At 65.4% G+C, this 25,958-nt stretch carries 25 protein-coding genes; 7 read left to right on the top strand and 18 right to left on the bottom strand.

Annotation, left to right across the window (positions count from 1 at the left end):
- Window positions 1-3: 3 nt before the first annotated feature.
- The gene (gene rph, locus ACIBK2_RS22960) at window positions 4-2,598 is read right to left on the bottom strand and encodes a rifamycin-inactivating phosphotransferase (protein WP_396969589.1); all 2,595 of its coding nucleotides are present in this window, start codon (window positions 2,596-2,598) and stop codon (window positions 4-6) included.
- Window positions 2,599-3,299: 701 nt separating this feature from the next.
- Window positions 3,300-4,205: a hypothetical protein gene (locus ACIBK2_RS22955; protein ID WP_396969588.1), complete on the bottom strand. Its 906-nt coding sequence runs from the start codon at window positions 4,203-4,205 to the stop codon at window positions 3,300-3,302.
- A gap of 411 nt (window positions 4,206-4,616) precedes the next feature.
- On the opposite strand from ACIBK2_RS22955, the gene ACIBK2_RS22950 reads away from it, so the two are divergent.
- The 3 genes from ACIBK2_RS22950 to ACIBK2_RS22940 all read left to right on the top strand — a co-directional run bounded on the left by ACIBK2_RS22950 (window position 4,617) and on the right by ACIBK2_RS22940 (window position 7,789).
- Entirely contained in the window at window positions 4,617-5,150 is a 534-nt protein-coding gene (locus tag ACIBK2_RS22950) for a CAP domain-containing protein (protein ID WP_396969587.1), read from the top strand.
- A 255-nt stretch (window positions 5,151-5,405) separates the two neighbouring features.
- Window positions 5,406-6,218, top strand: a complete 813-nt coding sequence (locus ACIBK2_RS22945; RefSeq protein ID WP_396969586.1) for a hypothetical protein — start codon at window positions 5,406-5,408, stop codon at window positions 6,216-6,218.
- Between the two features lie 140 nt (window positions 6,219-6,358).
- Complete coding sequence (locus tag ACIBK2_RS22940; protein WP_396969585.1) at window positions 6,359-7,789, top strand: lipase family protein; 1,431 nt, start codon at window positions 6,359-6,361, stop codon at window positions 7,787-7,789.
- Here ACIBK2_RS22940 and ACIBK2_RS22935 read toward each other — a convergent pair.
- From ACIBK2_RS22935 to ACIBK2_RS22925, 3 genes are read right to left on the bottom strand one after another with little or no spacing between them, the layout of a single operon-like run.
- On the bottom strand, window positions 7,761-8,075 hold the full coding sequence (locus tag ACIBK2_RS22935; RefSeq protein ID WP_396969584.1) for a putative quinol monooxygenase: 315 nt from the start codon (window positions 8,073-8,075) through the stop codon (window positions 7,761-7,763). The genes ACIBK2_RS22940 and ACIBK2_RS22935 overlap by 29 nt on opposite strands.
- A gap of 20 nt (window positions 8,076-8,095) precedes the next feature.
- Window positions 8,096-8,848, bottom strand: a complete 753-nt coding sequence (locus ACIBK2_RS22930; RefSeq protein ID WP_396969583.1) for a phosphohydrolase — start codon at window positions 8,846-8,848, stop codon at window positions 8,096-8,098.
- Window positions 8,849-8,870: 22 nt separating this feature from the next.
- Window positions 8,871-9,479 carry a TetR/AcrR family transcriptional regulator gene (locus tag ACIBK2_RS22925; RefSeq protein WP_396969582.1) on the bottom strand — a complete coding sequence of 203 codons (609 nt, stop codon included), beginning with the start codon at window positions 9,477-9,479 and terminating at the stop codon, window positions 8,871-8,873.
- 230 nt (window positions 9,480-9,709) lie between these two features.
- Here ACIBK2_RS22925 and ACIBK2_RS22920 point away from each other — a divergent pair, with 230 nt between their 5' ends.
- On the top strand, window positions 9,710-10,699 hold the full coding sequence (locus ACIBK2_RS22920; RefSeq protein ID WP_396969581.1) for an alpha/beta fold hydrolase: 990 nt from the start codon (window positions 9,710-9,712) through the stop codon (window positions 10,697-10,699).
- Between the two features lie 21 nt (window positions 10,700-10,720).
- Here ACIBK2_RS22920 and ACIBK2_RS22915 read toward each other — a convergent pair whose 3' ends face one another.
- A complete protein-coding gene (locus tag ACIBK2_RS22915) occupies window positions 10,721-11,338 on the bottom strand; it encodes a TetR family transcriptional regulator (protein ID WP_396969580.1) in 618 nt (205 codons plus the stop codon).
- Window positions 11,339-11,507: 169 nt separating this feature from the next.
- On the opposite strand from ACIBK2_RS22915, the gene ACIBK2_RS22910 reads away from it, so the two are divergent.
- Window positions 11,508-12,716, top strand: a complete 1,209-nt coding sequence (locus ACIBK2_RS22910) for a hypothetical protein (protein WP_396969579.1) — start codon at window positions 11,508-11,510, stop codon at window positions 12,714-12,716.
- Here ACIBK2_RS22910 and ACIBK2_RS22905 read toward each other — a convergent pair.
- Complete coding sequence (locus ACIBK2_RS22905; RefSeq protein WP_396969578.1) at window positions 12,713-13,177, bottom strand: nuclear transport factor 2 family protein; 465 nt, start codon at window positions 13,175-13,177, stop codon at window positions 12,713-12,715. The two genes, ACIBK2_RS22910 and ACIBK2_RS22905, sit on opposite strands and share 4 nt — an antisense overlap.
- Before the next feature lie 394 nt (window positions 13,178-13,571).
- Here ACIBK2_RS22905 and ACIBK2_RS22900 point away from each other — a divergent pair, with 394 nt between their 5' ends.
- A complete protein-coding gene (locus tag ACIBK2_RS22900; RefSeq protein ID WP_396969577.1) occupies window positions 13,572-14,426 on the top strand; it encodes an NAD(P)-dependent oxidoreductase in 855 nt (284 codons plus the stop codon).
- A gap of 20 nt (window positions 14,427-14,446) precedes the next feature.
- Here ACIBK2_RS22900 and ACIBK2_RS22895 read toward each other — a convergent pair whose 3' ends face one another.
- Both ACIBK2_RS22895 and ACIBK2_RS22890 read right to left on the bottom strand, forming a co-directional pair.
- The gene (locus tag ACIBK2_RS22895) at window positions 14,447-14,866 is read right to left on the bottom strand and encodes a helix-turn-helix domain-containing protein (RefSeq protein WP_396969576.1); all 420 of its coding nucleotides are present in this window, start codon (window positions 14,864-14,866) and stop codon (window positions 14,447-14,449) included.
- Window positions 14,867-14,972: 106 nt separating this feature from the next.
- Window positions 14,973-15,782, bottom strand: coding sequence for a helix-turn-helix transcriptional regulator (locus tag ACIBK2_RS22890; protein ID WP_396969575.1), 810 nt, complete (start codon window positions 15,780-15,782; stop codon window positions 14,973-14,975).
- A 133-nt stretch (window positions 15,783-15,915) separates the two neighbouring features.
- Between ACIBK2_RS22890 and ACIBK2_RS22885 the strand changes: the two genes are divergently transcribed.
- A complete protein-coding gene (locus ACIBK2_RS22885; RefSeq protein WP_396969574.1) occupies window positions 15,916-16,269 on the top strand; it encodes a nuclear transport factor 2 family protein in 354 nt (117 codons plus the stop codon).
- 53 nt (window positions 16,270-16,322) lie between these two features.
- Here the strand turns inward: ACIBK2_RS22885 and ACIBK2_RS22880 are convergent, their stop codons facing one another.
- From ACIBK2_RS22880 to ACIBK2_RS22840, 9 genes are all read right to left on the bottom strand, one after another.
- Window positions 16,323-16,922: a TetR/AcrR family transcriptional regulator gene (locus ACIBK2_RS22880; RefSeq protein WP_396969573.1), complete on the bottom strand. Its 600-nt coding sequence runs from the start codon at window positions 16,920-16,922 to the stop codon at window positions 16,323-16,325.
- Window positions 16,923-16,974: 52 nt separating this feature from the next.
- On the bottom strand, window positions 16,975-17,982 hold the full coding sequence (locus ACIBK2_RS22875) for a hypothetical protein (protein WP_396969572.1): 1,008 nt from the start codon (window positions 17,980-17,982) through the stop codon (window positions 16,975-16,977).
- A gap of 110 nt (window positions 17,983-18,092) precedes the next feature.
- Window positions 18,093-19,505 carry an aldehyde dehydrogenase family protein gene (locus tag ACIBK2_RS22870; RefSeq protein WP_396969571.1) on the bottom strand — a complete coding sequence of 471 codons (1,413 nt, stop codon included), beginning with the start codon at window positions 19,503-19,505 and terminating at the stop codon, window positions 18,093-18,095.
- 26 nt (window positions 19,506-19,531) lie between these two features.
- A complete protein-coding gene (locus ACIBK2_RS22865) occupies window positions 19,532-20,338 on the bottom strand; it encodes an HpcH/HpaI aldolase/citrate lyase family protein (RefSeq protein ID WP_396969570.1) in 807 nt (268 codons plus the stop codon).
- Complete coding sequence (gene hpaH / locus ACIBK2_RS22860) at window positions 20,323-21,108, bottom strand: 2-oxo-hept-4-ene-1,7-dioate hydratase (RefSeq protein ID WP_396969569.1); 786 nt, start codon at window positions 21,106-21,108, stop codon at window positions 20,323-20,325. Before hpaH ends, ACIBK2_RS22865 begins: the two co-directional genes overlap by 16 nt.
- 11 nt (window positions 21,109-21,119) lie before the next feature.
- Window positions 21,120-22,226: a 3,4-dihydroxyphenylacetate 2,3-dioxygenase gene (gene hpaD / locus ACIBK2_RS22855; RefSeq protein ID WP_396969941.1), complete on the bottom strand. Its 1,107-nt coding sequence runs from the start codon at window positions 22,224-22,226 to the stop codon at window positions 21,120-21,122.
- 20 nt (window positions 22,227-22,246) lie between these two features.
- Window positions 22,247-23,773: a 5-carboxymethyl-2-hydroxymuconate semialdehyde dehydrogenase gene (gene hpaE, locus ACIBK2_RS22850; RefSeq protein ID WP_396969568.1), complete on the bottom strand. Its 1,527-nt coding sequence runs from the start codon at window positions 23,771-23,773 to the stop codon at window positions 22,247-22,249.
- Between the two features lie 15 nt (window positions 23,774-23,788).
- Window positions 23,789-24,484 (bottom strand): GntR family transcriptional regulator, encoded by a 696-nt coding sequence (locus tag ACIBK2_RS22845; RefSeq protein WP_396969567.1) that lies wholly within the window; start codon window positions 24,482-24,484, stop codon window positions 23,789-23,791.
- Window positions 24,466-25,950: a fumarylacetoacetate hydrolase family protein gene (locus ACIBK2_RS22840; protein WP_396969566.1), complete on the bottom strand. Its 1,485-nt coding sequence runs from the start codon at window positions 25,948-25,950 to the stop codon at window positions 24,466-24,468. Before ACIBK2_RS22840 ends, ACIBK2_RS22845 begins: the two co-directional genes overlap by 19 nt.
- Between the last annotated feature and the right edge of the window lie 8 nt (window positions 25,951-25,958).

Genomic DNA, 25,958 nt, shown 5'->3' with positions numbered 1-25,958 from the left:
CTTTCACTGCGACAGGATCTCGACGTATCCGTCGGTGCCGTTCACTCGGATGCGCTGCCCATCGCGGATGAGCTCGGTGGCATGCTCCACGCCGACGACGGCGGGCAGACCGTACTCGCGGGCGATCACCGCGCCGTGCGTCATCAGCCCGCCGACTTCGGTCACCAGACCCGCGATCGCGACGAACAGCGGGGTCCAACTCGGATCGGTGTAGGCGGTGACCAGGATGTCGCCCGCTTCCAGATCTGCCTGCGCGATATCGGAAACCACGCGGGCGCGACCCTCGATCGTCCCGGCAGACACCGCCATGCCGGGCAGCGCACCCTTTGGTAGGTCTTCGCGCCGATACGCCCCGGTGAGCGCCTCGCCGTCGGACGTGAGCACCCGCGGCGGGGTGAGTGCCTGATACGCGTGGAAGGCGTCCTTGCGCTCGTCGATGAGTTCCACACTCGCACTTCGCGTTCGGACCACTTCGCTCAGCTCGTCGAACCTCAGGTAGAAGATGTCTTCGGGCTCGCGCAGCACGCCTGCCGCCACCAGACGTCCGGCCTCCTGCAGCAGGGCCTGCTTGTAGACGAAGTAGCGGCTGACCATGCGGTACTTGGGATACTCGCGATACCCGGAGAAAGTGCGGACACGGTCGATCATCCGTGCTGTCTCGTCGGCCTTCTGCTCCCCGTCCGGCAGGGCGCGCAAGCGTTGCAGGAGTTGCTCTTTCGTCTGCTCGGCGTCGCGCAATCCGTCGGCGAAGCGCCGCCTGCCCGCGCCCGGCCCGAAGTTCTTGATATTGCCGAGGATTGTCGGCACGAGGGTGGCGGGGCTTTCACTCCAGCGCGGCCTGGTGATGTCGATCTCGCCGGCGCAGCGCATGCCGTACTTGTCGAGGAAGTCCTCGATCGCGGCGCGTGCCTCGTTGCCGCCCGGGTATCCGGGCAGCTTGTCCAAGAAATCGCCGCCCGTCTGCTCGACCTGCTGCAGGTACGCCACCACTTCCGGATGCGGGCGGAGCACATCGGCGACGTCCAGCAGGGCCAGGCCCATCTCCGACGTCACGTTCCCGGGGACCGACTGGGTGAGCGCGTCGGCAGCGTTCTTCTCGCCGAGCCATTCCCGCAGCCGATCGTTGAGCCAGAACGAGGCGTCCATCGCGGCATTGATCACCTGTAAACTCTTCGAGGTGAACAGGACTCGCTGCAGTTCCTGGATATCGGTCCGGATGAAGTCGAGCAGGCTCGGTCCGGACTCGGTCTGGATGTCGCGGGTCAAGGTGGCGAAGGAGGCTTCGCTCGCCGCGATCAGCTCGGTGACGATGTCGGGATCGGTCTCGATCGGCGCGGGCGCCGCGGGCGGTGTGGCGGCCGGAACTTGCTCCGGCACTTGATGAACGAAGCCGCGGTCGATCACGGTCCGCAGCGCGTCGCCGATCAGGGGATCGGATTTGCCGAGTGCCTCGGCCACGCCGGTGGCGGTTTTCGGCGACGACAGCATCTTGGTGACATCCACGAACAACCGGCCGCCCGCGTCCCGCATGGGTGCGCGGCTGGTGAGCTGCCACAGCGAGATGCCAAGGGGCTTCATCGCGTCGGTCATCATCTGCTGATGGCCGACCGAAACGTAGACGTGGTTCGCCTCGTCGGCGGCCACCGGAATCGGGAACAGTGTGGTGATCGGCCTGCTCTGCACGATACGGATGGCATCGCCGTCGAGGCACCATTCGATGTCCTGCGGGCTGCCGAAATGGGCTTCGATGCGGCGGCCGAGTTGTGCGAGGCGGAGGACCTCGGCGTCGGTGAGTACCGGCTCGTTGCGGCGCTCTTGGGTGATCTCCTGGACCTGTGTTCCGCCGGTCGGCGCGGGTTCGATGGCGAGTTTCTTGGTCGCGATCGTTCTGCTGATGATTTCTCCGTCGCGCACCTGGTAGACATCGGCGTTCACGAGGCCGGAGACGAGGGCTTCACCGAGGCCGAAGCCAGCATCGATGGACACGACTGTCCGGTCGAAGGTGAGCGGATCGGCGGTGACCAGGATGCCCGAGGCACGCGGGAACACCATCCGCTGCACGACCACCGCCATCTGAATTGCCTTGTGGTCGAATCTGTTTCGCAGACGATAGGTGACGGCCCGCTCGGTGAACAGCGAGCCCCAGCATCGGCTGACGTGTTCCAGGATCGCTACGGATCCCACGATGTTCAGATAGGTGTCCTGCTGGCCCGCGAAGGATGCGGTGGGTAGATCCTCGGCGGTGGCACTGGATCGGACGGCGTAGGCACCGTCCGCACCGAGGCGGGCGTGCGCGTCGATGATCTCGGCCGCCACGTCATCGGGAACGACGAAAGCTTCGATCGCGTCGCGGATCTGCGCGCTGAGCACGCGGATCGCTTCCCGATCGTCCGCTTCGAGGCGCGACAACTCGTCGAGCCGATCCTCGATCGATGGCGCGCCCGCCACGGTCCGCGCGAAGGCGTCGGTCGTCACGCAGAAGCCGTCCGGCACGTCGGCGCCGTCGACCCGCGACAGCTCACCGAGGTTCGCACCCTTGCCGCCGACGATCGCCAGCTGCGTCCGGTCGATCTCCCCGAAGCCGAGCACATACGGCATCCCGTCACTCCTCACCTGGTGGTTTCGGCATTTCGGGAGCGATTATGGACCACAAATCGGCGGCTCATGAGGCCCCGGAATCGTGTGTAAAGTAGAAGAGGGAAGCGGGGCCGGGCGCCTTCGCGCATGGCGGGGGAGTGCTCTCAACGAATCCTGTTGAGCGACTGGGCTATCGGCCAGAATCGCCAGATTTGTGCCTGGTCCGCATCGGACCAGAATCGCCAAGCCGCCACACCGCCAGTCGCGGCGCGGCGTAGGCGTGACTTCCATCGGCCGGAACCGCCAGATTTGTGCCTGGTCCGCATCGGACCAGAATCGACCAAGCCGCCATACCGCCAGTCGCGGCCTGGCGTCGGCGTGCCCCCCATCGGGTTCGAGACTCGATGCGGCGCGTCCACCTCCCGTCCCTGACACCACCTGACAGTCGACTGCGCGCTGTTCCTAGCAACCGACGCGCACAGATCGTCGTCACGCGCACGAAGTTGCTGGCGAATTCATACGCGGCATACCACGATGCGCGCGCCGCCTGCACACGGTGACGAGCGCCGCCGCGAGCCGTGGTGGGCGGCTGCTGCGCACGAATCTTGATGGCGCGCACGGTATTGCTGGCAGTTATGTGCGCGCGGTGCGAATTCGTGCGCTGCACCGGTTGCGGCGTGGCTCCCATCGGACCGGGTGGCCCGATGGGAGTCCACGATGTGTCAGGCGGAGGCCAAGGCCGCGGCGCTGAGGGGAGCGAGTATCGCGGCGAGCGGGCCGAGCACCGAGCTGCCGGTTCCGGCGATCGAGCTACCGCCGTCGAGGGTTGCGCTGCCGGAGCTGAGAGCGGCGCTGCCCGGGCTGAGAGCCGCGCTGCCGGGGCCGAGTGCCGCGCTGCCCGGGCCGAGAGCCGCGCTGCCGGGGCCGAGAGCCGCGCTGCCGGGGCCGAGGACCGAACTGCCGGACTCCAGGCCGTCCGCTAACGCTGCTCCGACTTTGAGGGCGGAGCTGATGGTGGTCAGCAGCGAGGTGAGATCTGCTGTCGGAGCGGCCATTTGGACATTGTTGGCCGGTGTGCTCGCGGGGGCTGTGGCGTCGGCATCCGTGCTGCTAGGCGCGGCCGGTGTGCTCGCGCTGGTGTTGAGGCCCGCGCTGCCCGACTGAAGGCCTTCCGCGAAGGCCGCTCCCGCGTTGAGGGCCGCGCTGATGTTGGTCAGGAGTGCGGTGAAATCGATTGGCGGCAGCGCGGTTTGGGCACCGGGCCGAGCGGTCTCGCGCGCGTCGCTCTGATGGTGGGGTTTGGGCGCGTTCGTCCGGCCGGGCACCTCCGTCTTCGGATCGAACGGCGTGAGCGGCAACCCGAGTCCGGTCGGTCCTACCTTGTCGCTGGATGACTGATCCTGCCGATCAGGTCGTGCGCCCGAGTCGGTGGCGGGTCGCACCGCATGTATCGGCCGGTCCGGCTGGCCGGCCGCGACCTGCTGCTGCGTGTCGGTTGTCGTGATAGCCGGCTCGGTGGCCGGTGCCAGGGGCGGTAGCTCGGTCATGGTGGCGGTCAGGATCGCCGCTTGATTCTCGGGCGACGGCCCGTGCTGCGTGGCGATTCCGGTCGCGATCAGTGCGGTCATCGAGAGCATGGCCAACCGCATCGAACCGAGAGGGTTCCGCCGTACGTTGTGTTTGCCCATCAGTTGTCGTCCTTAGTAACGAATCGATCGATTCAGTTGTGCCCGCACGTCGGTGTCGCCGGATACGACGGACCTGGCGCTGCTACTCGCGCCGGTCCGCCCTTGGCCGAGCATGGGTTGAGGCGAAGATCGAACATGTCCGGTGTCCTGAGATGCGGCCATTTCGGATGCCACGGATCGTATCGGACTGGTCGCCTTCCCGCTACGTTATGAAGTCGAATATCGCGCGCCGTAGCGACCCGATTGCCGCCAGGCCGCTAGCGCTTGCTGAAGTGGTGCTCAGATCTTGCCTACGCTCCGGCCGAGATGTTAATGTTATTCAAACGTAATACGAACCGTGGAGTCTGAATTATGCGTCTTTCTCCCGCTCTGACCCGTTCCTCACTTACTTGTCTCGTCATATCCGCGTGTTCCGCCTGGCTGATCGCCTGGGGTCCGCCTGCTCTCGCGGCACCGCAGGCTCAGCCCGTCGCGGCCACGGTGGTCAGCCTCACCAACGCCGAACGCGCCAAGGCCGGATGTCCCGCCTTGACCGAAGAAAGCCACCTTGACCAGGCCGCACAGGCACATACGGTGGACATGGCCGCCCGTGGCGTCTTGGATCACAACTCATCGAAAGGCAGTCCGGGTGATCGGATCAAGGCGGCGGGCTACCGTGCCCGCGCCTGGGCCGAGAACATAGCCTCGGGGCAATCGAGCGCTGCCGAGGTAGTCGGTGGCTGGATGCGCAGTCCAGGCCACCGTGCCAATATCTTGAATTGCAGTCTTCGTGATATCGGTGTCGGATTTGCCAAGGATCGAAATGGCACCCCTTATTGGACGCAAGACTTCGGTACATCCAGTGGGCAGGGTTCAAATCAATCCACCGGACGAGCGCGTCGGTAAAGGTTCTCGGTAACCGAATCGGACATATAGGAAATTAGGGCGGGGAAGCCGAATTTCCAGACCGGTAAGTATTCTGACAACCTGCAAGCCGCGCGCGGAATAGTGACCCGCTGGTAGCGATAGGTCGACCGGTTGCCGACCCATCGCTACCAGCGGTGTCGCGTGCTCCGGCGCACTGCGCGTTCGGCCGGTACCCGGGCGAACTCGAGTAGTCGTACGGTGTCGCCACGGAGCCGGGACGCAGATGCTGAGTCGATGCAGAAGTATTGGGGATGGTTCTGGGTTGCCACGGTTCTGGTGATCGTGGTTGCCGCACTGGCGATTTGGGCCGACCTGACGGCATCGACGGTGATCGGAGCCGGGCTGGGGTTTGTCGCCCTCTTCTGGTTCGTCGCGGTATTGACCGTGCCGTGGAATCTGTATTTCGGTGCGCGGCAAGTGGCGCACCGGCTCGACACCGCACGCGCGCGAGAGATCGCAGTCTCGGAGCAGCGGGCACAAGAAGTCGGCACCTTGGCTAAGCGGCTGCTCCTGGTGGCGATCGGATCGCACGTGGTGTCGGCGGTCATCGCCGCGGTCGTCGCGCTGTGCACCGGCTACCAGATCGGCTATTACGTCGGCGGATTCTTTCTCGTGACCGTGCTGATCCGGCCTGCCGCAGCGTATTTCGCCTACCTGCGGGCACGGATCGCGGCCATCTCGCAGGAGGCGGCCTACCCGCCGGACGATGTGCGCACCTTGCACGAAGAGGTGCGGTTCCTAACCGAACGGTTCGACGCGGCTCAGTCGAGCGCCGATGCCCGGGCCGGCTCCGGCGCGCGTCAGATCGATGAGCTGCGCGATGAGGTGCGACGCCTGGATCAACGGGCCCGCGAAGAGCAGCGCGGCACGCGCGACGTCGTAGCCCGCGACCACGCGGATCTGATCGACCGGGTCAGCACGGTCGACCAGCGCGTCACCATGATGACTACTCGCTTCGACGCCGCCCTCGACGGCATCACCGATCAGCAGGAGATCCTCGCGGGTTTGCGCGCTTTCGCCCGCCTGATGCGCGAAGAGCCCCGGTGAGGGGGTCTTTTTGAGATCAGGTCTAGGAAACGTGCACTTTCTAAGTTAGTGTGACGCTCTGTACTGGTAACTCTGATTTTCGGATGCACTTGGATGTCTGTGCCCGGCGCGACGACGCGCCCCGCGCAGGAAGGAATCTCATGAAGCGTGGAACATTCCGGGGTGGCGTGGCGGGAGCCTGGCGGCGAGCCGTGGTTCTCACCGGTGTCGTGGCGATGCTGCTGGTCAGTGTCGTAGTGGGGGCCGTGACGAGTGCGGCGCCCGGGCCTGCCAACGGCGTCCCGATCCAGCCGCTGCCGGTACTGGTGTTGCCGCCGGAGCTCGATCCGTTCTACAAAGCGCCTGCGGACGTGATCGCCTCGACCGAGCCGGGCGGCATCATCAAAGCCCGCCAGATCACTCCTGCGCTGCTGTCGGTAGCACCGTTCAACATCGACGCTTGGCAGGTGTTGTTCCGCACCAACGACAGTCACGGCAACGCGGTGGCCACGGTGACCACTTTGATCAAGCCGCGCGGCCCCGCGCCGGAGGGCGGACTCAAGCTGCTGTCCTATCAGGTGGCCGAGGATTCCACCGCCCAATACTGCGCGATGTCGTATGTGGCGCAACAGGGTTCGATTCCGGCCGACTTCGTCAACTCCGCCGAGACCTCGCTGGGTATCGCCTTGGGCGTCTCGCAGGGGTGGGCGGTGGCGATCACCGACTATCAAGGGCCGAACTCCGCCTGGGGTGCGGCGATCCTCGGTGGGCAGGCGACCCTGGACGGCATCCGCGCGGCGGAGAATTTCGCGCCGCTGCAACTGACCGCGGGCGCGGCAACGCCGGTCGGCTTGATGGGCTACTCCGGTGGCACCATCCCGACCGGATGGGTCGCCGAGAACCATGACACGTATGCCCCCGAGATCAATATCGTCGGCGTGACGATGGGCGGTATCGCCACCGCGGACCTGAAGGGTGTGTTGCGGTTCAACAACTTCAACTACGGGGCCGGGCTGATCGGGCCTGCGATGCACGGATTCGCGACCGAATATCCCGAAGTGCAAGCGGTGCTGGACAATCAGTACGACTGGTTCGGACGATTCATGATGACGTTCAAGAGCTTCATCTGCCATCCGCAGGGCTCGGTGCTGTTTCCGTACTGGAACTACCTGGGCTCGTTCACCGGACCCGGTGACCCCCTTGACCTTCCGCAGGTGAGCGCCGCCATCAACGCCGCGGAACTCGGCAAGCGCACCCCGCACGTCCCGATGTATCTGTACCACGCGCAAAGCGATGAGCTGATCCCCAACGCGGGTGTAGACCGGGTGGTGAATCAATACTGCGAGGACCCGGCCGCCAGCATCACCTACACCCGAGAGTTCCTGGCGGAGCACATCTCCGGCATCATCGGCTGGTTGCCGAAGGGCTATCAGTTCATCATCGACCGGATGAACGGCGTTCCGGCACATACCGGTTGCACGATCGACAGCCCGTACAACACACTCACCGACGGCGACTTCGTCAACCTGATCGGTAAGGAGTGGCCGCAGATCGCCGCGCTGGTCACCGGTTTCCCGGTCGGCTCCCGGTAGTGCCGCCGGTGAATTTACGGATGGTGATCGGCTCGGCGAAGATCCCCAGCGCCGCAATACGCTCGGAGCGCGGCAACGCGATATGCCGCTCGAAGGTCGTGTCATCGGTCCACTCCTCGACCACGATTACCCGACCAGGGTCGTTGGGATGGAGGTACGGCTGATAGCTGATGCAGCCCTGCTCGGCTCGCGTTGGCTCGACCACCGCGTCCAACTCGGTTCGCAGGCGATGCTCCTGGCCGGGCTCGGCGGTGAAGCTGACGATGACGACGAGAGGGTTCGACACGCACTACTCCGTTCGGCTCATTACTCCGCGAAAGGCGCGTTCGTCACGCCCATCTCGAAGCCGAGTCCGCGCATCACCGCGGTGCGACCTTCGGGCACATTCTCGGATTCGATGCGGACCGCCTCGATGACTCGGCGCTTGAAATCGAGTCGAGGGTGCTGTGCGACAACCGTATCCACCCACTGGCGGTTCATCTCTTCGATGCGAGTTCCGCCGAGGTCTGTCTCGCATCCCGCCGAGACGATGCCGGCCAGATCCGAGAGGTCCTTTTCGACGCCGAAGGTGATGTGGCCGGATATGCCGTTGCGTACCTTGACAACCTTGTCCCTCGGCACGTTGAGACCGGTCAGGAAGGTTTCGGCATCCTGGGCGCCGCGAACGGCGAAACACTTTCCGGGAACGGGATGTTCGAACTCGATGTCGTGCAGGATCGCCGTGGTGAAGTGCAGTTCTTCGTCGATCGGCACCCGGTCGAGCTTCGCGAGGACCTTGCCGAAGTAGTAGACCCGGTAGGAGTGCTCGAGCACCCACGGGCTCAACTTCTGTCGGGCCTCCCACTCGGCTTCCTTGGCGAGTGCGGTGTCCGGAATCCGCATCTCGACGTCATCGAGCACGCCGGGACCCTGCTTGCCGAGGAACGCCAGTGCATGACTACTGAACGCGCCGGGCATCAGCGTGGCTGCCGCGACAAGTAGTTTGCCCACCTGTCGGCGATCGAGCTTGCCGCCGGTGCTGTTCGCCCAATTCCAATCGAAACCGTCCTGTGCGCCCATCAGTCGAACCTCAATTCATCTGCTATTGCCTGGTTTCCACCGCATCCAAGACCGTCATCGCCAAGTCCGCGGTGGTGATCAAAGCCTCGTGCGAGGCGCCATCGCGAGCCTGGATGGCCATACCGAAGACGACGGTGCCGAAGTAGTCCGCGAGTGCTTCGATGTTCACGGTGTCGGGAATCTCGTTCTCGCGCACCGCATGTTGCAGGCGCAGCAGGATGCCGGCCTGCAATGAGCCACGCAGCTCGACGAGAAATTCCCGCAGCGGGTCGTCATGGTCCGGCCCGTCGGTCGCCGAGAGCACGACCAGGCAACCCAGCGGTGTCCCCGGCTTGCTGAATGCTTCGGCATAGGCGTGCAGCGTTTCGGCGATGGCAGCCCGAGTGGTCGGCCCACCGCGCAACGCTCTCTCGACGGGGACGCGGAGCGCGTCGGAATACAAGGCGACGGCCTCGCGAAACAACGTCTCCTTGTTCCCGAATGCGGCATACATGCTCGGCCGGTTGATGCCCAAAGCGGTGGTGATGTCGGTCAGTGACGTGCCTCGATAGCCACGTTCCCAGAACAACACCATGGCCTGTTCGAGCGCGACATTGCGATCGAAATTGCGCGGGCGTCCCCGGATTGCCACGTCAAAGCTCCTTTCTGTACCTATCGGTAAATATAACTCTTGACAGCACTTGTGGCAACGAGCAAAGTGATTTTAGTACCTACTGGTACATAAGTTGAGACCAGGTTGACCTGGATCGATGGCGGACGGCAAGCGATGACGGCATGGTTGCGCGCGCAAGCCTGCCCCGCTGGTGAGACACGAAGTCTCGGGTTTCTCGCCCGAGCGATGGAGTTGCGAAGGAGAGTTTCATGGACGTATTCAGTCGTAGCCGAGCCGGTCGGCGTCGGCGCCAGATCGGCGCGACAATCGCCGCGGCCGTGGCGCTGGCCGGCCTGTCGATCGCTGCCGCGTCGGCCGATCCCGCCGAGGAACAGCCCCGGCACAGTTTCGCCGAATATCAGGGCATCCCGATCTCGATCTTCGAATACGGTCCGAGCGCCGACGAGGCGCCCACCATCGTGACCACCGGCGGTTGGCCGGGTGACTCGTCGATCTTCGAACCGGCGGCCCGCGAGCTCGCGAAGAAGTATCACGTGGTGCGCTACGACCGCCGCGGCGTGGGCGAGTCCGGCCACGAATTGACCGAGGAATCGAACAGCCTCGAGAATCTCGCGGGCGAGTTTGGCGCGGTGCTCGACAAAACCGCACCCGGCCGTCCGGTGCATACCTTCAACGAGGCTTGGGGCTCTTATATCGCCGCCGAGTACGCGTACCGCAACCCGGGCCGCATCGCCTCACTCAGCGCGATCGGCGCACCCAGCCTGGACCTGCAGCATTACGCCATGGCCGAATCCGTCGACCATCCGCAGAACCTCCCGGGGAATCTGGCGTATGCCACGTGGTTCGCGTCGATGTCGATGCCTGTGCTCCCCGAACTCTACATCCAGGCCGGGGCCACCGAGGCTGCGTTCGGCGCGCTGACCGCGATCATGGGCGAACAGCCGGTCCACATGACGAAAGAGGATCTGCTGGACAGTGTTTCGATCTACCGGGCGAACGCACCGGCGCGGTTGTTGAATCCGGAATACGACTACCTCACCGTGCCGGTTATGCAGGTGTTCCAATCTCCCCTCGACAACCCCGACGTGATCGCGGGCCTGGAGCGGCACACCAACAACCTCTGGGTGACCGAAATCGAAGGCGGCCACGCCAATTTCGGCCGCACCTCGTGGCCGTTGATCAGCAGCGAACTCGACCGGGCGATCGCCACCACCGAGCCGGGCGCGCCGGCCAACTGACGGCGGTTTGCGCCCTCCTGTTCAGAGCGTTGGGAGCTCGTCGCAGAGGCGGCGATAGGTGTCGAGTGCGGAGGGTGCGTCGGAAACGCCTGCGGGGGAGCCTGATTCGATCCACTCGGTGAAGGTGGCGAACAGGACGGTGCTGGCGACGGCGAGCAGGAAGCGCACCCGCGAGCGGGCCGTGACGGGAATCGTGGCGAGCAATCCGTCGGTCCGCTCGTTGGTCGCGGCCGTCGCCGCCGCCATCAACTGTGGCGATGACGTGACGGTCTGGTACATACGTACCGTTGTGCCGACGTCGGGGTCTCCGTCGACTGTTGCCAGCACGCTGCCGAAGGCCTGCTCGATATCGCGCATGCGCACCTCGTGCGGATCCATCCGTGCGAACACCTCGTCGACGGCGGTGCTGAATCCCCACCGGTCGTAGACGAGCGCGCTGTCCCTGGTCGCGAAGTAGCGGAAGAACGTGCGCGCCGAAACCCCGGCGCGCGCGGCGATCTCGTCGACGGTGATCTGATCCGCGCCTCGCTCGACCGCCAATGTGACTGCGGCCGTGTGTATTTCGAGCTCGGTCTGCCGCCGTCGACGCGCCCGCAGATCCGGACTCCGGCGCCCCTCGGAGGTGTCTGTGTGCTGCATCACTCCAGCCTAGCAAAGTGGCAGAAATTACCTATATGGCAGACATTGACGATATGGCAGAGTCTGCCATTCGAGCTTAGCCTGTGGGTAGCCGACCTCCCCTACCAATGCCGCTAAGGGCCGGGTTTCGCGCTTCTCTATCCCCAGGTGAAGTCGAAGGAGCCGAGTCATGACGTCGTCACAGCTGTTGGTTCGCCCGCTCGCGCCGAGTGAGGTGCTGCATTTCCGGTTCGGGCTCTACGTGGGGTATGCCACGCAGGTGCGCGGCAAGCTCGACTCGGCCGCGCTGACGCAGGCGTTCGCGATCCTGCGCCAGGCGTACCCGATCCTGTCCTCCCGACTGGTGCTCGACCACGCGAGTCAGCCGTCTATCGAAGCCGCTCCGGAACTATCCGCCGCGGTCGATGAGGTGTCCGGCCCCGTCGACAACCCACTGTTCGGACTGCCTGATCTGGACGACCGCGCCGCGGCGATCCACACGGTCCGCGGGACCGATGACGCAGCCACGGTCACACTGCTGACCCATCATTCCATCGCCGACGGTCACCACTCGCTGTATCTGCTGGCCGAACTGTGGCACCTCTATACAGCCTGCGTCACCGATGCGCCGACCGCTGCGCGTCGACACGACTACCCGCATTCGCTCGAGCATCTACTTGATCAGCGCGGCATAGGCATTGGGCCCACCGCATTGCCGGACGACGCGATGCTCGAAGCTCTCGCCTCCGCCGATATCCCGTCGGGCCCGACCGAGCGCGTTCGTACTCGACTATCCGTCGCCGACACCCAATCACTGCTCGCTACCGGGCGTAGCGCGGGGACCACGATCAATGGACTGGTCTCCGCCGCGCTGCTGGCCGCCACCGCGCAAAGCCGCAACGTCGGCATCGACACCCTGCACTACACCTACCCCGTCGACATGCGCGCCAGACTCACCCCGCAGGTCGGGTATCCCGAGGGCACCAACGTGCTCGGCATGGCTTATTTCGCAGCGGACCCGCATGCCGACGACGACCTCCTCGCACTGGCCCGTGCGGTCACCAGCACGCTTCGTGACGGGATCGCCACCGGCGCGGTCTTCGCTGGGAACGCCCAGTTCGTGTCCGCCGCTCAGGGGAATTCGGCTGGCCCAGAAGGGTTTCTGTCGACAATGCTTGTCTCGACGAACTGGGGCGTCATCCCGGCCCTGCCGACCCCGGCGGACCTCATCATCGAAGACTTCTACCCTGTCATGCCGAACAATCCCATGACATCCATTGCCCCCTATGTCATTACGACTTACGACGGCCAGCTCACCATCGATACCGCGGCCAGCTCGTTCGATACGAGTCAACTCCTCGCCGAGCACCTGCACGGCTTGGCTCGACGCTCTGGTTAGGACGTACCCGAGTCAGGTCGAGGTGCGGCGGCTTCGCTGAGTCCCTGTGTCCAACTGGCCTCTTGGCCGCGTCGGGCAATCCGCCAACCCTGAGGAGTGCGGACGTACTCGTCGAGGTACCACATCCCGAGAAACGCGACCCGCGGGTCGCCCGCCTCGACCGGTATCGCGATCGTATTCAGGCACATCACCCGACCCGTTGCCCGGTCGCCGTCGATGCGGATATCCGGGTTGGCCACCAGATGCTGGAATGCGGGAAACTGCGCCAGGCTCTGCGCGAGCCATTCCTGGATTTCGGCGAGCTTGCCCGCGTTACCGCCGAACGCGGTCAAGTCGATGTAGGCGTCGTCGACGAATATTTCGTTCAGCGCATCGAAATCCCGGCTGTCGATCGCGGTCGAGTACGCCACCAGTAAATCCTGAATCTCCAACCGGTCTGAAATCTCCTGAATGTCGAGCACCGAGCCTCCTAGAACGCACTGACGGGAACCGGCGACCGCCCCCTCGATCGCCCGTATCGAAAATTACGGGCTGCGAAGAGTCGGGCACAGGCCCCAACCGGCTGATCTCGCCCTCCGATCGGCTGAGCTTCGGCCGGTGTCGGGATGACCACCCATCCGCAACGCCGACGGGAACGAATGTCGTACGGCTTGTCGCGTCTCGAGATCCGCATAAAACATGGTCAGATACCGGTGCTGCCGCAGCTGGGCGGTGCGGTTGCAGGTAGCGGGAATCGCCGTTATCTGGTCAGCGGCAGTGACTTACCCCGTCGGTATGCGCGAGGCTGGTAGTGGCAGCGGAAGTCGCTGACGGCGATGTCACATCGCCACGGATACGTGAGCCGAGGAGGCCGCCATGGATATCGCAGTCTTGGGCATGGGACGGATGGGGCAAGCAATCGCGGGTCGTCTGCTCGACGGCGGGCATCGCGTGCGGGTGTGGAATCGGACGATGGGCAAGGCCGGACAACTCGTGTCCGCAGGTGCGGAAGAGATGCGAAGCGTCGCCGAGGCGGTGGACGGCGTCGACGTGGCGATCACCATGTTGGCCAACGACACGGCCGTCAGGGCAGTGGCACTGGGGGAGTTGCGAACCTCGCTGGCTCCGGCGTCGAGCTACGTCGACTGTTCGACGGTATCTCCCACACTCAGCGGTGAGCTCGCCGAGGCCTTTCCTCGATTCGTCGCCATGCCCATGCTCGGTGCTCCCGCTGTCGTGAGCGCCGGGCAGGCAGTGCTGCTCGTCGGCGGTGACGCCGACCACGTAGACCCGCTCGGCCCAATGATTTCGTCACTGTCAAACACCGTCCGACGCTACGACACTGCACCACAAGCCCTGACCGCCAAACTGACCAACAACCTCTTGTTGCTTTCTGGAGTAGTCGCACTGGCCGAGGCATTCGCCGTCGGCCGCTCGGGCGGCCTCACGAACGACCAAATGAGCGAACTACTCGGCGCGAGCCCGGTGGTGGCTCCCGGCTTGCACAACCGATTCGACAACGTGCTGACCGGCTCACCCGACGGCTGGTGGACCGCCGCGCTGGGCGCGAAGGACGCAGGCTTGGCGCTGGAAATCGCCCGCGCGGCCGGTGTGGACCTGCCGGAGGCCGAGGTGGTGCGGCACCTCTACGAGACGGCGGCGTCTCGTCACCCGGACGCCGACATCTCCGTCGTCACCGACCTCTACCGGCGCGAGGCGCCAACAACTTAGCGGCAGTGCGGTATTCGACCTCAGTCGTCGGTGGGCTCGGGCGGTATCTGCGGCAACCCCTCGCTGGCACGCAGCTTTTCGGCCATCGCCGTGAGCAGGTTCTGCGACTCTTCCGACAGGTCGAACGCGCGGCTGGACAGTCGCCGCAGCTTGTAGCCCTGCACCTGGGCCAGCAAAGCCAGGTCGTGGTCGATTTTGGCGGCGTAGACATCGTCGGTGAAGTAGTCGGGTTTCACCTTGAAGAACTTCGCCAGCGCGGCGGCGGTCTCGGCGGACGGCTTGCTGCGGCGCCCCGAGCGCAGTTGAGAGAGATAGGGTTTGGACAGCGGGTGGCCCGCCGCCGTCAGCGCCTCGGCGACCTCGGCGTTGGTGTGCGGGGGTCGTCCTTGGGGGTGCACGGTGGCGAACAGTTTGTTCAATCGTTCCGCGAAATCGGCCACTGATTCCCCCAGTCCTTCCGCCACAGCCGAACTTGCCGGTTCAACGATCCGCGATGCCAGATTAAACGACAACGATCGTTTGCGTTAGCTTTTCGTGATCCGACAACTACGGACCGGTCACTTTGGTCAGCCGCGCGAGGGCCTCGGCATCGGCGCTGCCCGGCTCGGCCAGGCCGACCAGCAGCGACTGGCCTGGCGCGTCCTGGACGTCGAAGGCTTGATAGGTGAGCTCGATCCGGCCGACGACCGGATGGTGGAAGACCTTCGTCTTCTGCCCGAGATCGGCGACAGTGTGTTCGCGCCACAGCGTCGCGAATTCCGTACTGCTGTGCAGAAGTTCGGTGACCAGGGCGGCGAGTTGCGGATCCCGGGGATCGTGCCCGGTCGCCAGCCGCAGCGTGCGGACGGTGTCCCGGGCGACCGTCGGCCAGTCGGCGAACAGTTCGCGCGCCGCCGGGTCGACGAACAGGGCGCGAACCATATTGCTGCGGTCGGCCAGGGGTGCGAGCAACGCGTCGGCGAGTGTGTTCGAGGCCAGGATTTCCAGCCGCCGGTTGACGATGTAGGCGACGGCGGTGGCGAAGGTGTCCATCATGTTCAGCAGCGTCGGCGACACCGTGTCGCGGTCCTGCGGCTGCCTCGGGAGGACACCGGCGAGCCGGAACAGATGACTGCGCGCGGCGGAGTCGAGGCGCAGGGCATCGGCGATGGCGTCGACAACCTGACCGGACGGGTTCCGCTCGCGGCCTTGTTCGAGGCGGGTGTAATAGTCGACGCTGACGTCCGCCAAGACGGCGACTTCTTCCCTGCGTAGTCCGCTGACCCGGCGAGCTCCGGTGCTGCTCAGCCCCATCGTCGCGGGGCTCAGCGTGGCGCGTCGACTGCGCAGGAACTCGCCGAATTCGGTGCGGCTCATCTTTCGAATCCTACGTCCGGCTGCCAGGGTGCCCGACACCCAGGAAGCCGCGTCCTGCCTGATGGTGGCGTTTCGGCGCAGGATCGTCGGGTGCGGCGGATGGCCCGGCCGCGGACGACACCGAGGAGGCGACGTGACCGAGGATCAGGTGAAGGCGTGGGTCGACGGATACGTGCATGCGTGGAAGACCAACGCGATCAAGGACATCGGTGCCCTGTTCACCCCGGACGCGGAGTATCACGAGTGGCCGTATCGCACCGACTGGATCGGCCGGGACGCGATCATCGAGGGCTGGCGGGGACGGTTGGAGTGGCAGCAGGGCGGCTGGGAGTTCGCGTGGTCGATCCTGATGATCACCGGCGATACGGTCGCGATCAGCGGCACCGGGGTCTACGCCGAACTCGGCAGCTTCGCCAACCTGTGGACCGTCACCTTCGACAAACGGGGGAAGTGCTCGATGTTTCGGATGTGGAACAACCAACTTTGAGCGCGGAACGCGTTGGTGCTCGCGGGAAACGTAGCCGCGCAGTCGAATCGGGCTCAGCGAGTGCTGGTCAACCCGTTGAGGCCGGCGATCAGTTGTGCGGCGGAGATGCCGTCGCCGAGGTGTTCGACCACGATCAGGCCGGGCATCAGGGTGGTCAGCAGGGTGGCGATGGCGGTGGTGTCGGCGGTGGCGGCGAGGTGTCCGTCGACGCACCACCGCCGCGCTAATTCCGCGAAATTCGCATGGGTGGCGCGGTAGTAGTTGTGGACCAACTCGTGCAGGTGTGGGCGGCGCAGGGCTTCGGTCCAGGCCTGCATGGCGAGTTGCGACAGGTCGTAGCCCTCGTGCTGGCCCCGTCGATGCAGGGCGGCCACCAGCGCGGTGACGGTCTGGTCGGGCGTCGGCGTCGGATCGGCCGCCAGCAACTCGTCGAACAGGCCGCTGATCAGTGAGAGCGCCTCGTCGGCGGTCGCATCGATCAGGTCGTCCTTGCTGGCGAAGTACCGGTAGACCGCGCTGGTGGACAATCCGGTGGCCGCGACGATCTGATCCATCGACGTCGCATGAAAACCGTTGCGCGCGAAACAACTCCAAGCACTGGTCAGCACATGTCGGCGCCGCTGCGCCCAAAGCTCCTCGCTGATCCGCGGCATCATCGCAGTTTAAACAAGAACGCTCGTTTCATCTAGCGAGTGGAGTGCTGGGTCAGGCGGCGGGTTTGAGGCCGGGCCGGCTGACGACCCCGACGGTGACCGCGGACTGGTTCATCACCGTGCCCGCGACGAAGACCACCGCGGGGTTGGTCTGGTTGCCCTCGCCGAGCACCATGTCGCGAACCATGGTGCTGCGGGTGCCGATGATCTGCTCGCTGACCGGATCGATGATGATCTCGTCGAGTTGGGTGCCTTGCGGCACGACGCGGGTGGCGTCCACGAAGCCGAGCGCGGTGCCCTTGCGTCCGTCGAGGTTCGCCACGTTCTCCGCGACTTTGATGCCGGGCAGCCGCAGGAGGGCTTGGTGCAGCACGGTGCGCAGGTCCTTGGGCACCATGCCGGTGGTGAGGAACTCCTGGGCGTCACCGAAGGCATCGAGTTCCGGGCTGATCTTGGCGTCGGGTGAGGGGCCTTCCTTCAGTTTGGCCAGCAACGCGTCCGGGTCCCGTGGTAGCGCGGCGAGGAACTCTGGAGTGGGCCGGTGCCACTTGCCCTCGATCGGGCGGCACGCGGGTTTGTCGACGTTCTCGCCCATATAGCTCCACGACCCGCAGGCGGCCCGCCATTCCCCGGCGAAAGAGCCCTGCTCGAACCACCGTTGTTTCTCGGGGGTGTCTTCGCTGGCGGGTATTATTTTGAACGGCCGGGCATGGTTGCGGCGTTCCATCCATTCGTCGGTCCAGGTCGCGGGCATCCAGATTTCCCGAGTGGACTCCACGTGGTGGGCCACTTCGCCCCGCGAATCCCAGATCCCGTCGCTGCGCGTCCCGACATAGAGGTAGTGGCCGGGGGCCAACCCCAGGTCCGGGTCGGTGGGGGGTTGGATCGCTCCGGGGGTTGGTGGGGATGATTGGTCACCACCGGTCGCGGTGCAGGCGGCGGTCCCCGCGATCACCACGGCGGCCGCGATAGGCAGCCATCGGGACCTGCGCCGTGCGGAAGCGAGCTGGAGCGCCCGGACCCTTACGTCGTTCAGTGGGCGGATATCGTCGTTGATCATCGAGAAAGCACACTCCATCCCGTCAGTGGAAGACGCTTTCCAGAGAACCACCACCTCAACCGATCGGAATCATCAAGCCGTCATCAGTAGCTCATCAGGCCGGGATGCCCTCAGCCGTTGATGACCTGCGGTGCGGCCACGGATTTGAGACCTTCGACGCCGAATTCGAGACCATAGCCCGACTTCTTGACGCCGCCGAACGGGATCATCGGGTGGACACCGCCGTGTGAGTTGATCCAGACGGTGCCTGCCTCGAGGCGGGCGGCGATTGTGCGGGCGGTTGCTTTGTTGCCGCTCCAGACCGACGCGCCGAGGCCGACGTCGAGGGCGTTGGCCATCGCGATCGCTTCTTCGATGTCGTGGTAGCGAATGATCGGGAGGGCCGGGCCGAACTGTTCTTCCGAGACCAGTGGGTTGTCGTTGTCGATGTCGGCGACCAAGGTCAGCGGATAGAAGTTTCCGGGTGCGGTGAGATCAGGATTGCCACCGGTGAGGAGCGTGGCGCCGGACGTTCGTGCCGCCTCGACCAAGCGGGAAACGATGTCGAACTGCTGGCGGTTCTGCAGTGGCCCAAGGACATTGGCTTCGTGCAGCCCGCGTCCCATCGGGGCGTTCGCGGCCACTTCGACGAGTGCCGCGCAGACGGCGTCGTAGATATCGGTGTGGACGTAGAGACGCTTCATGGCCGCGCAGGTCTGACCTGTGTTGATAAACGCGCCCCAGAAGAGGTCTTCAGCGATCGCCTGCGGATCGACATCCGGGAGGACGATGCCCGCGTCGTTGCCGCCCAGTTCGAGGGTCAGTCGTTTCACGGTGTCGGCCGAGCTCTTGATGACGGCCTGGCCGGTTCGGGTGGATCCGGTGAACATCAGCTTGTCGATGTCGGGGTGACTGGCCAGGCGAGCACCCAGTTCGCCCGCGCCGACGACCGCCTGCAGAATATCTTGCGGCAGAACGCTATTGAGCACATCGACCAGTGCGAGCACACTCAGCGGCGTGTATTCCGATGGCTTGACCACGGCGGTATTGCCCATCCGCAGCGTGGGGGCGATCTGCCAGATGGTGATCATCATCGGCCAGTTCCACGGGCCGATCGCACCGACCACGCCGAGCGGCCGGTAGTGCAGTTCCGCGTGGGCGGTGTCGTCGTCGACCAGTGTCTCGCCGGGCAAGGTCGTCGCCGCGGTGGCCCGCAGCCACGCGACGCAAGCGCCCACCTCGAAACGGGCATTGGGACCGTTGAGCGGCTTACCCTGCTCGCGCGAAAGTAGTTCGGCGAGCGGCTCGGTCGCGGCCTCGACCGCGTCTGCCGCGCGCAGCAACAGATCGACGCGGTCCTCGTCGCTGCGCGCGGCCCATCCGCCCTGCGCGGTGCGGGCGCGGCCGATCGCCGCGTCGAGTTCCTCGACGGGCTGGAAACGGACTCGTCCGACCACCTCTCCGGTCGCGGGGTCCGGGATGGCCCGGCCGTCGGGGTCGGTGATGTTCGCGAGGAGGCTCTCGTAGCTGACTGTCGACGTCATTGCCAAGTCCTTCTGTGCTGGGGAGTTCAGTAGCTGCCGCGTGCTGTCCGGTCGTGCGGTGCGCCGATGAATCGGTGGACGAGGGCCTCCGATCCGCGGGCGAGCAGGGCGGCGTCCGCGCCGACGAGCAGGAACGTCGCCCCGTGGTGTGCGTACACCGTCGCCTGCTCCGGGTCGAAAGCGTTCACGCCCACCGGTTTTCCCGCCGCGACGACCTCCGCGAAGACCCGCCGCACCTGTGCCGTGACATCCGGATGGGTCTGCTGACCGAGCAACCCCATGGCGGCCGCGAGGTCACTAGGTCCGACGAAAACCCCGTCGATGCCCGGCGTCTCGGCGATGGCACGGGCGTTGGCAACGCCCTCGACGGTCTCGATCTGCACGAACACCGAGACGTAGTCGGCAGCATTGGTGAGGTAGCCGTCGACGCGATTCCAGCGTGCGGATCGTGCCAACGCGCTCCCGACTCCGCGCTGCCCGATCGGCGGATACTGCGCTGCCGCAGCGACATCGCGCGCCTGCTCCGCGGTGGAGATCATCGGCACCAGGATGTTCTGTGCCCCTAGATCAAGGACCTGTTTGATCACCACGATGTCGCCGACGGGCACCCGAACGACCGGCGTCACGGCGTAGCCGGACACCGCATAGAGTTGTGCCAGAACGGATTCCAGTCCATTCGGTGCATGCTCCATATCGATCAGCACCCAGTCGAGCCCGGACCCGGCCATGATCTCGGCCACCACCGGCGACCCGGTGCTGATCCACCCGCCGTACATCGGCCGGTCGACGGTGGCCAGCGCGTCGCGCAGGGTCCGATTCAGGCGAATCGGCATGAGATCGTTCCCATCGGTCCGTAGTCGGCGAGGATGGTGTCGCCCTTTTCGACCCACAGCGGGCGGGTGAACGACCCGGCGAGCACGATCTCGCCCGCGTCGAGCCGATCGCCGTGCGCGCCGAGCTTGTTCGCCAGCCACGCCACCCCGGTTGCGGGATGGTTGAGCACCGCGGCGGCGACGCCCGACTCCTCGATCGTCTCGTTGCGGTACAGCAGGGCGGATACCCAGCGCAGGTCGATATCCTTGGGCGGCACCGGATTTCCCCCATAGACCATCCCGCCCATCGCCGCGTTATCGCTGATGGTGTCCACAATGGTCCGTCCGGCCAGTTCGATCCGCGAGCTCAGGATCTCCAACGCCGGGACCACGTACTCGGTCGCCCGCAGCACATCGAAGATGGTGGCGCCGGGCCCATCGATCGGTGCGCCGAGCACGAAGGCGAGTTCGACCTCGATCCGCACGTTGGCGAATCGGCCGTGCTCGATGACGGATCCGTTCTCGAAGACCATGTCGGCGAAGATCGCCCCGTAGTCGGGCTCGGTGATGCCGGTCGCCGCCTGCATCACCTTGCTGGTGAGACCGATCTTCCGTCCGACGGGTTTACGTCCGCTCGCGATACCGCGTCGCCGCCATTCGTTCTGCACCGCATACGAATCCGCCACGGACATCTCGGGATAGCGAGCAGTCAGCAACGGGATGGTGCGACGGTCACGTTCGGCGGCAGCCAACTCGTCGGCGATCGCCGCGATGTCCTTGGTGGGCAGCATCGGTTGTCCTCTCAGAGTTGCGCGCCGAGCTTGTATTCACCCTGCGCCCGGCCGGATTCGGACTTGCGGGTGTAGGAGAACCCATCCGCGCCGATCGTGACGGCCATCTCCGATTCGTCGGTCCGCATGGCGATCGGCTGCGGGTTGCCGTCCAGATCGAGGACGGGCGATGCGTCGGTGTACCAACTCGGTACCACCGGGCTGCCCCACCAGTCGCGCCGCTGATTGTCGTGCACATCCCAGGTGACCACCGGGTTGTCGGGATCCCCGGTGTAGTAGTCCTGGGTGTAGATCTCGATGCGGTGCCCGTCGGGGTCGCGCAGGTACAGGTAGAAGGCGTTCGAGACACCGTGCCGGCCGGGTCCGCGTTCGATGAGGTCCGACATTCGCAGCGCGCCGAGCTTGTCGCAGATGGCGATGATGTTGTGCTTCTCGTGAGTTGCGAAGGCCACGTGGTGCATTCGCGGCCCGTCACCGCCGGTCATCGCGGTGTCGTGCACCGTGGACTTGCGTCGCAGCCACGCCGCGTACACCGTGCCGTCGGCATCCTGGATGTCCTCGGTTACTCGGAAGCCCAAGTCCTCCATGTACTTAACTGCCCGTGGGACGTCCGGGGTGACTTGGTTGAAATGGTCGAGCCGAACCAGCGCGCCCGGGCTGTACAGCTCGTAGTGCCACGCGAGGCGCTCGACATGCTCGACGTCGTAAAAGAATTCGTACGGAAAGCCGAGCGGGTCCTCGACCCGCACCGAGTCGCCGACGCCCTTGGTGAAGCCCGCTGCGCGCCGCTCGACGCGGCAGCCGAGCTCGGCGTAGAACTTGACCGCCCGGTCGAGCTCCGCCGGGCCGCGCACCCGGTAGGCGAACGCCGCGACGGCGGCGATCGGACCCTTGCGGAGCACGAGGTTGTGGTGGATGAACTCCTCGAAAGACCTTAGGTAGACCGTATTCTCGTCCTCCTCGGTCACCACGAGGCCGAGGATGTCGACGTAGAAGTGACGCGATCGCGCCAGGTCTGTGACGACGAGTTCCATGTAGGCGCAACGGAGTACGTCCGGTGGCTTCGCCTTTGGCGTGGGGAGGGGATTGGTCGCGTGAATCGGATCTTCGTCGGTCACAACGGGTTCGGGGGAGACGGTCACGATGGTTCCTGCTTGCCGAAGGTCGGGTTATTGGCTGCGCCCAAGGTGATATGTACAGCCTGTTGATCGGTATAGAAGTCGATGGAGCGATAGCCGCCCTCGTGGCCGAGTCCGGAGGCTTTCACACCACCGAACGGAGTCCGTAGATCACGGACATTGTTGGAATTGAGCCACACCATGCCCGCTTCGACCGCCTGCACGAAGGTGTGTGCCCGCTTGAGATCGTTGGTCCAGACGTAGGCGGCCAGCCCGTACCGGACACCATTCGCGAGCGCCAGCGCCTCCTCGTCGGTATCGAACGGCGTGATCGCGACCACCGGCCCGAAAATCTCCTCCTGGAAGATCCGGGCGTCCGGCTTCACATCGGCGAATACCGTTGGTGCCACGAAGTTTCCGGTATCGAAGCCGTCGGGTCGGCCGCCGCCGGCGACCAGGCGTCCCTCGGACTTGCCGATCTCGACATAGCTCATCACCTTGTCGAAGTGCTCCGGATGCACCAGGGCGCCCACTTCGGTCTTCGGATCGTGCGGGTACCCCACGACAACCCGCTTCGCCTGTGCGGCATAGCGTTCCACGAACTCGTCATAGATCGACCGCTCGACGAGGATGCGGCTACCGGCCGTGCACCGCTCCCCGTTGAGCGAGAACACCCCGAAGATGGTCGCGTCGATGGCGGCGTCGAGGTCTGCGTCGGCGAAAACAACGGCGGGACTCTTACCGCCCAGCTCCATCGACAATCCCTTCAGCGCCGCCGCGGCATTCCCGAAGATCAGCTGCCCGGTGCTGCTTTCGCCGGTGAACGAGATCAACGGCACGCCAGGGTGTTTCACCAACGCGTCGCCCGCCTCCGCGCCGAGCCCGTTGACGAGGTTGAACACACCGTGCGGCAGCCCGGCCTCCTCGAAAATCCCGGCCCACAGCGACGCCGACAGCGGCGTGAACTCGGCGGGCTTGAGCACCACGGTGTTTCCAGTGGCCAGCGCCGGAGCCAGCTTCCAGGACTCCAACATGAACGGGGTATTCCACGGCGTGATCAACCCGGCGACGCCGATCGGCTTGCGGTTGACGTAGTTGAGCTGCTGCCCCGGCACCTTGTAGGTGTCGTCCACCTGGGCGACGACGAGGTCGGCGAAGAATCGGAAGTTCTCGGCGGCACGGCGCGCCTGCCCGAGCGCCTGGGTGATGGGCAACCCCGAGTCGAACGATTCCAGTTCGGCCAGCCGAGCGTCCCGGGATTCGACGATGTCCGCGATCCGATGCAGAATCCGCGACCGCTCGCGGGGCAGCATGCGCGGCCACGGTCCCGTGGTGAAGGCCTTGGTCGCGGCGATCACGGCCAGGTCGATGTCGGCCTTCTTGCCCGCGGCGGCCTGCACGTAGACCTCGTTGGTGACAGGGTCGAGAACATCGAAAGTGTCGCCGCCGACCGAGTCGACGAACGCACCATCGATGTAGTGCTGGATCCGCGCCGGTAGGTCGGCGGGCGTGTGCGGAGTGGCGGATGTGCGCACCGCGTTCGTCATGAGCGACTCCAGGGTTCAGATGGCCGTCAGGCCGGGCTCGTCAGGGTGTTCGTGCGCCAGGTAGGCGTCCAGCGTGGCCGCGCGATGCCTGCGGGCGACCTGCTCGATCTCGCCGAGCGGCGCACCGATCTCGATGAGGCGCACGATGTTCTCGTGCTCGCGCACGGATTCGTGGGCGCGCCCCGGCACGAAGGAGAACGTCGACGAACGCAGATGTCCCAGTCGGGCCCACTCCGCCTCGACGAGGGTGACGATGCGCGGATTCACGCACTTGGTGAACAGGATCGAATGGAACTCGTGGTTGAGTGCGGTGAACGCGCTCGGGTCGAAATCGTCCAGCGACTCGATCATCCGATCGTTGACCGCTCGCGCCCGGCGCAGGTCGTCTGCGGATAATCGCCCGGCGGCGAGGGCCGTCGCCGCGCCCTCGAGGACGCTGAGCGCCTGCATGCTGTGCCGATATTGCGAATCGTCGACCATCGAAACCTGCGCGCCCACATTGCGTTCGAAGGTGACCAGGCCCTCGGCCTCGAGCTGCCGGATGGCCTCGCGCACCGGCACCACGCTCATGTCGAGATCCTTGGCGATGGCGCTGAGCACCAGCCGGTACCCCGGCGTGTACTCCTGACGCGCGATCCGCTCCTTGAGCCAGTGATACGCGACCTGCGACTTACTCTGTGTACCACTGGAATTCACCGATTTTGCCGCCACTGTCGGTACCTCGCCTTCCATTCCGCATCGGGGGGAAACAGGCCGTGCACCGGGTGCCCGGCGCCGACCTGCTCGGCGATCCAGCTGTCCAGGACCTCCTGCTCGAGAGCATCGTCGACCACTTCTTCGGCGATGCTCGGGGGTAGCACAAGCACACCATCCCCGTCGCCGACGATGATGTCGCCGGGCTGGACGGTGGCGCCGCCGCAGGAGATGGTGAGGTCGCAATCCCATGGCACGTGCCTGCGGCCGAGCACCGCCGGATGCGGACCGGCGGCGAAGACCGGGAGACCGATCTCGGCGACAGCATCGTGGTCACGGACGCCGCCGTCGGTCACCACACCGGCTGCCCCACGCACTTTGGCCCGGAGCGTCAGGATGTCGCCCAGCGTGCCCGATCCGGTCTCGCCGCGCGCCTCGATCACGATGACCTCGCCCGGAGCCACGGTGTCGAACACCCGCTTCTGCGCGTTGTAGCCGCCGCCGTGCGAGGTGAACAGGTCTTCCCGATTCGGCACGAACCGCAGTGTCCTAGCGGTGCCGACGAGCCTGGTTCCGGGCCGCGTCGGCCGCACGCCGTCGATGGAGACGTTGTTCAGGCCGCGCTTGCGCAGCTGCTGCGACAACGCCGCGACCGGCACTCGGGAAAGTTTGTCGCGCAGCTCGTCGGAGAGCCCGGAAACCTCGGAAAGTCCTGCGGCGGAGCGGGATCCCCATGCTTCGGCGCGCTGTGTGTCGTCGACCGACGGGAGGGAACCGAGGGACGCGTCGAACTCGCTGGTGCCTTGAACGACCATGGTGGCCAGCCGCCCGGAAGTGGGTGCGCCCGCTGCGTCTGGCGCGTCGACTTCGACCTCGACCACATCGCCGGGAGCGACGACCGACGACCCCGCCGGTGTTCCGGTGAGGATCACGTCGCCCGGCTCGAGGGTGAAGTGCTGCGAGAGGTCCGAAACGAGCTGGGGGAGTGTGAAGATCAGGCCCGACGAGCTGTCCTCTTGGGCGAGAACGCCGTTCACCCAGGTGCGCACGCGCAGTGCCGTGGGCTCGATCGTCCGCGCATCAATAAGGTTCGGCCCCAAGGGTGTAAAGCCGTCGCCGCCCTTGGAGCGTACGTTGGATCCCTTGTCATTGGCCCGCAGGTCATACAATCCGAAGTCGTTGCCAGCGGTGATCGCCGCGACGTGCTTCCACGCGTATTCGATCGGCACCCGACGGGCGGGACTCCCGATGATCAGCGCGATCTCTCCTTCGAACGCCAAAAGTTCCGTGCCCGAAGGCCGTTCGATAACACCGCCGGTGGCCGCGACCGAACTGCTCGGCTTGAGGAAGTACGACGGGTGCGCGGGCCGACGCCCCCGCTGGTCCGCCCGGGAGGCATAACTCAGGTGAACCGCGATGATCTTGCCCGGCCTGGTCGGCAGCGCGGAAAATCGACGATCACCAGCATCGTTGTCGATCTTCATCGGCCTCC

The sequence above is a fragment of the Nocardia sp. NPDC050175 genome, assembly GCF_044459885.1.
Taxonomy (GTDB): Bacteria; Actinomycetota; Actinomycetes; order Mycobacteriales; family Mycobacteriaceae; genus Nocardia.
This window is presented reverse-complemented; position numbering and strand designations above follow the sequence as displayed.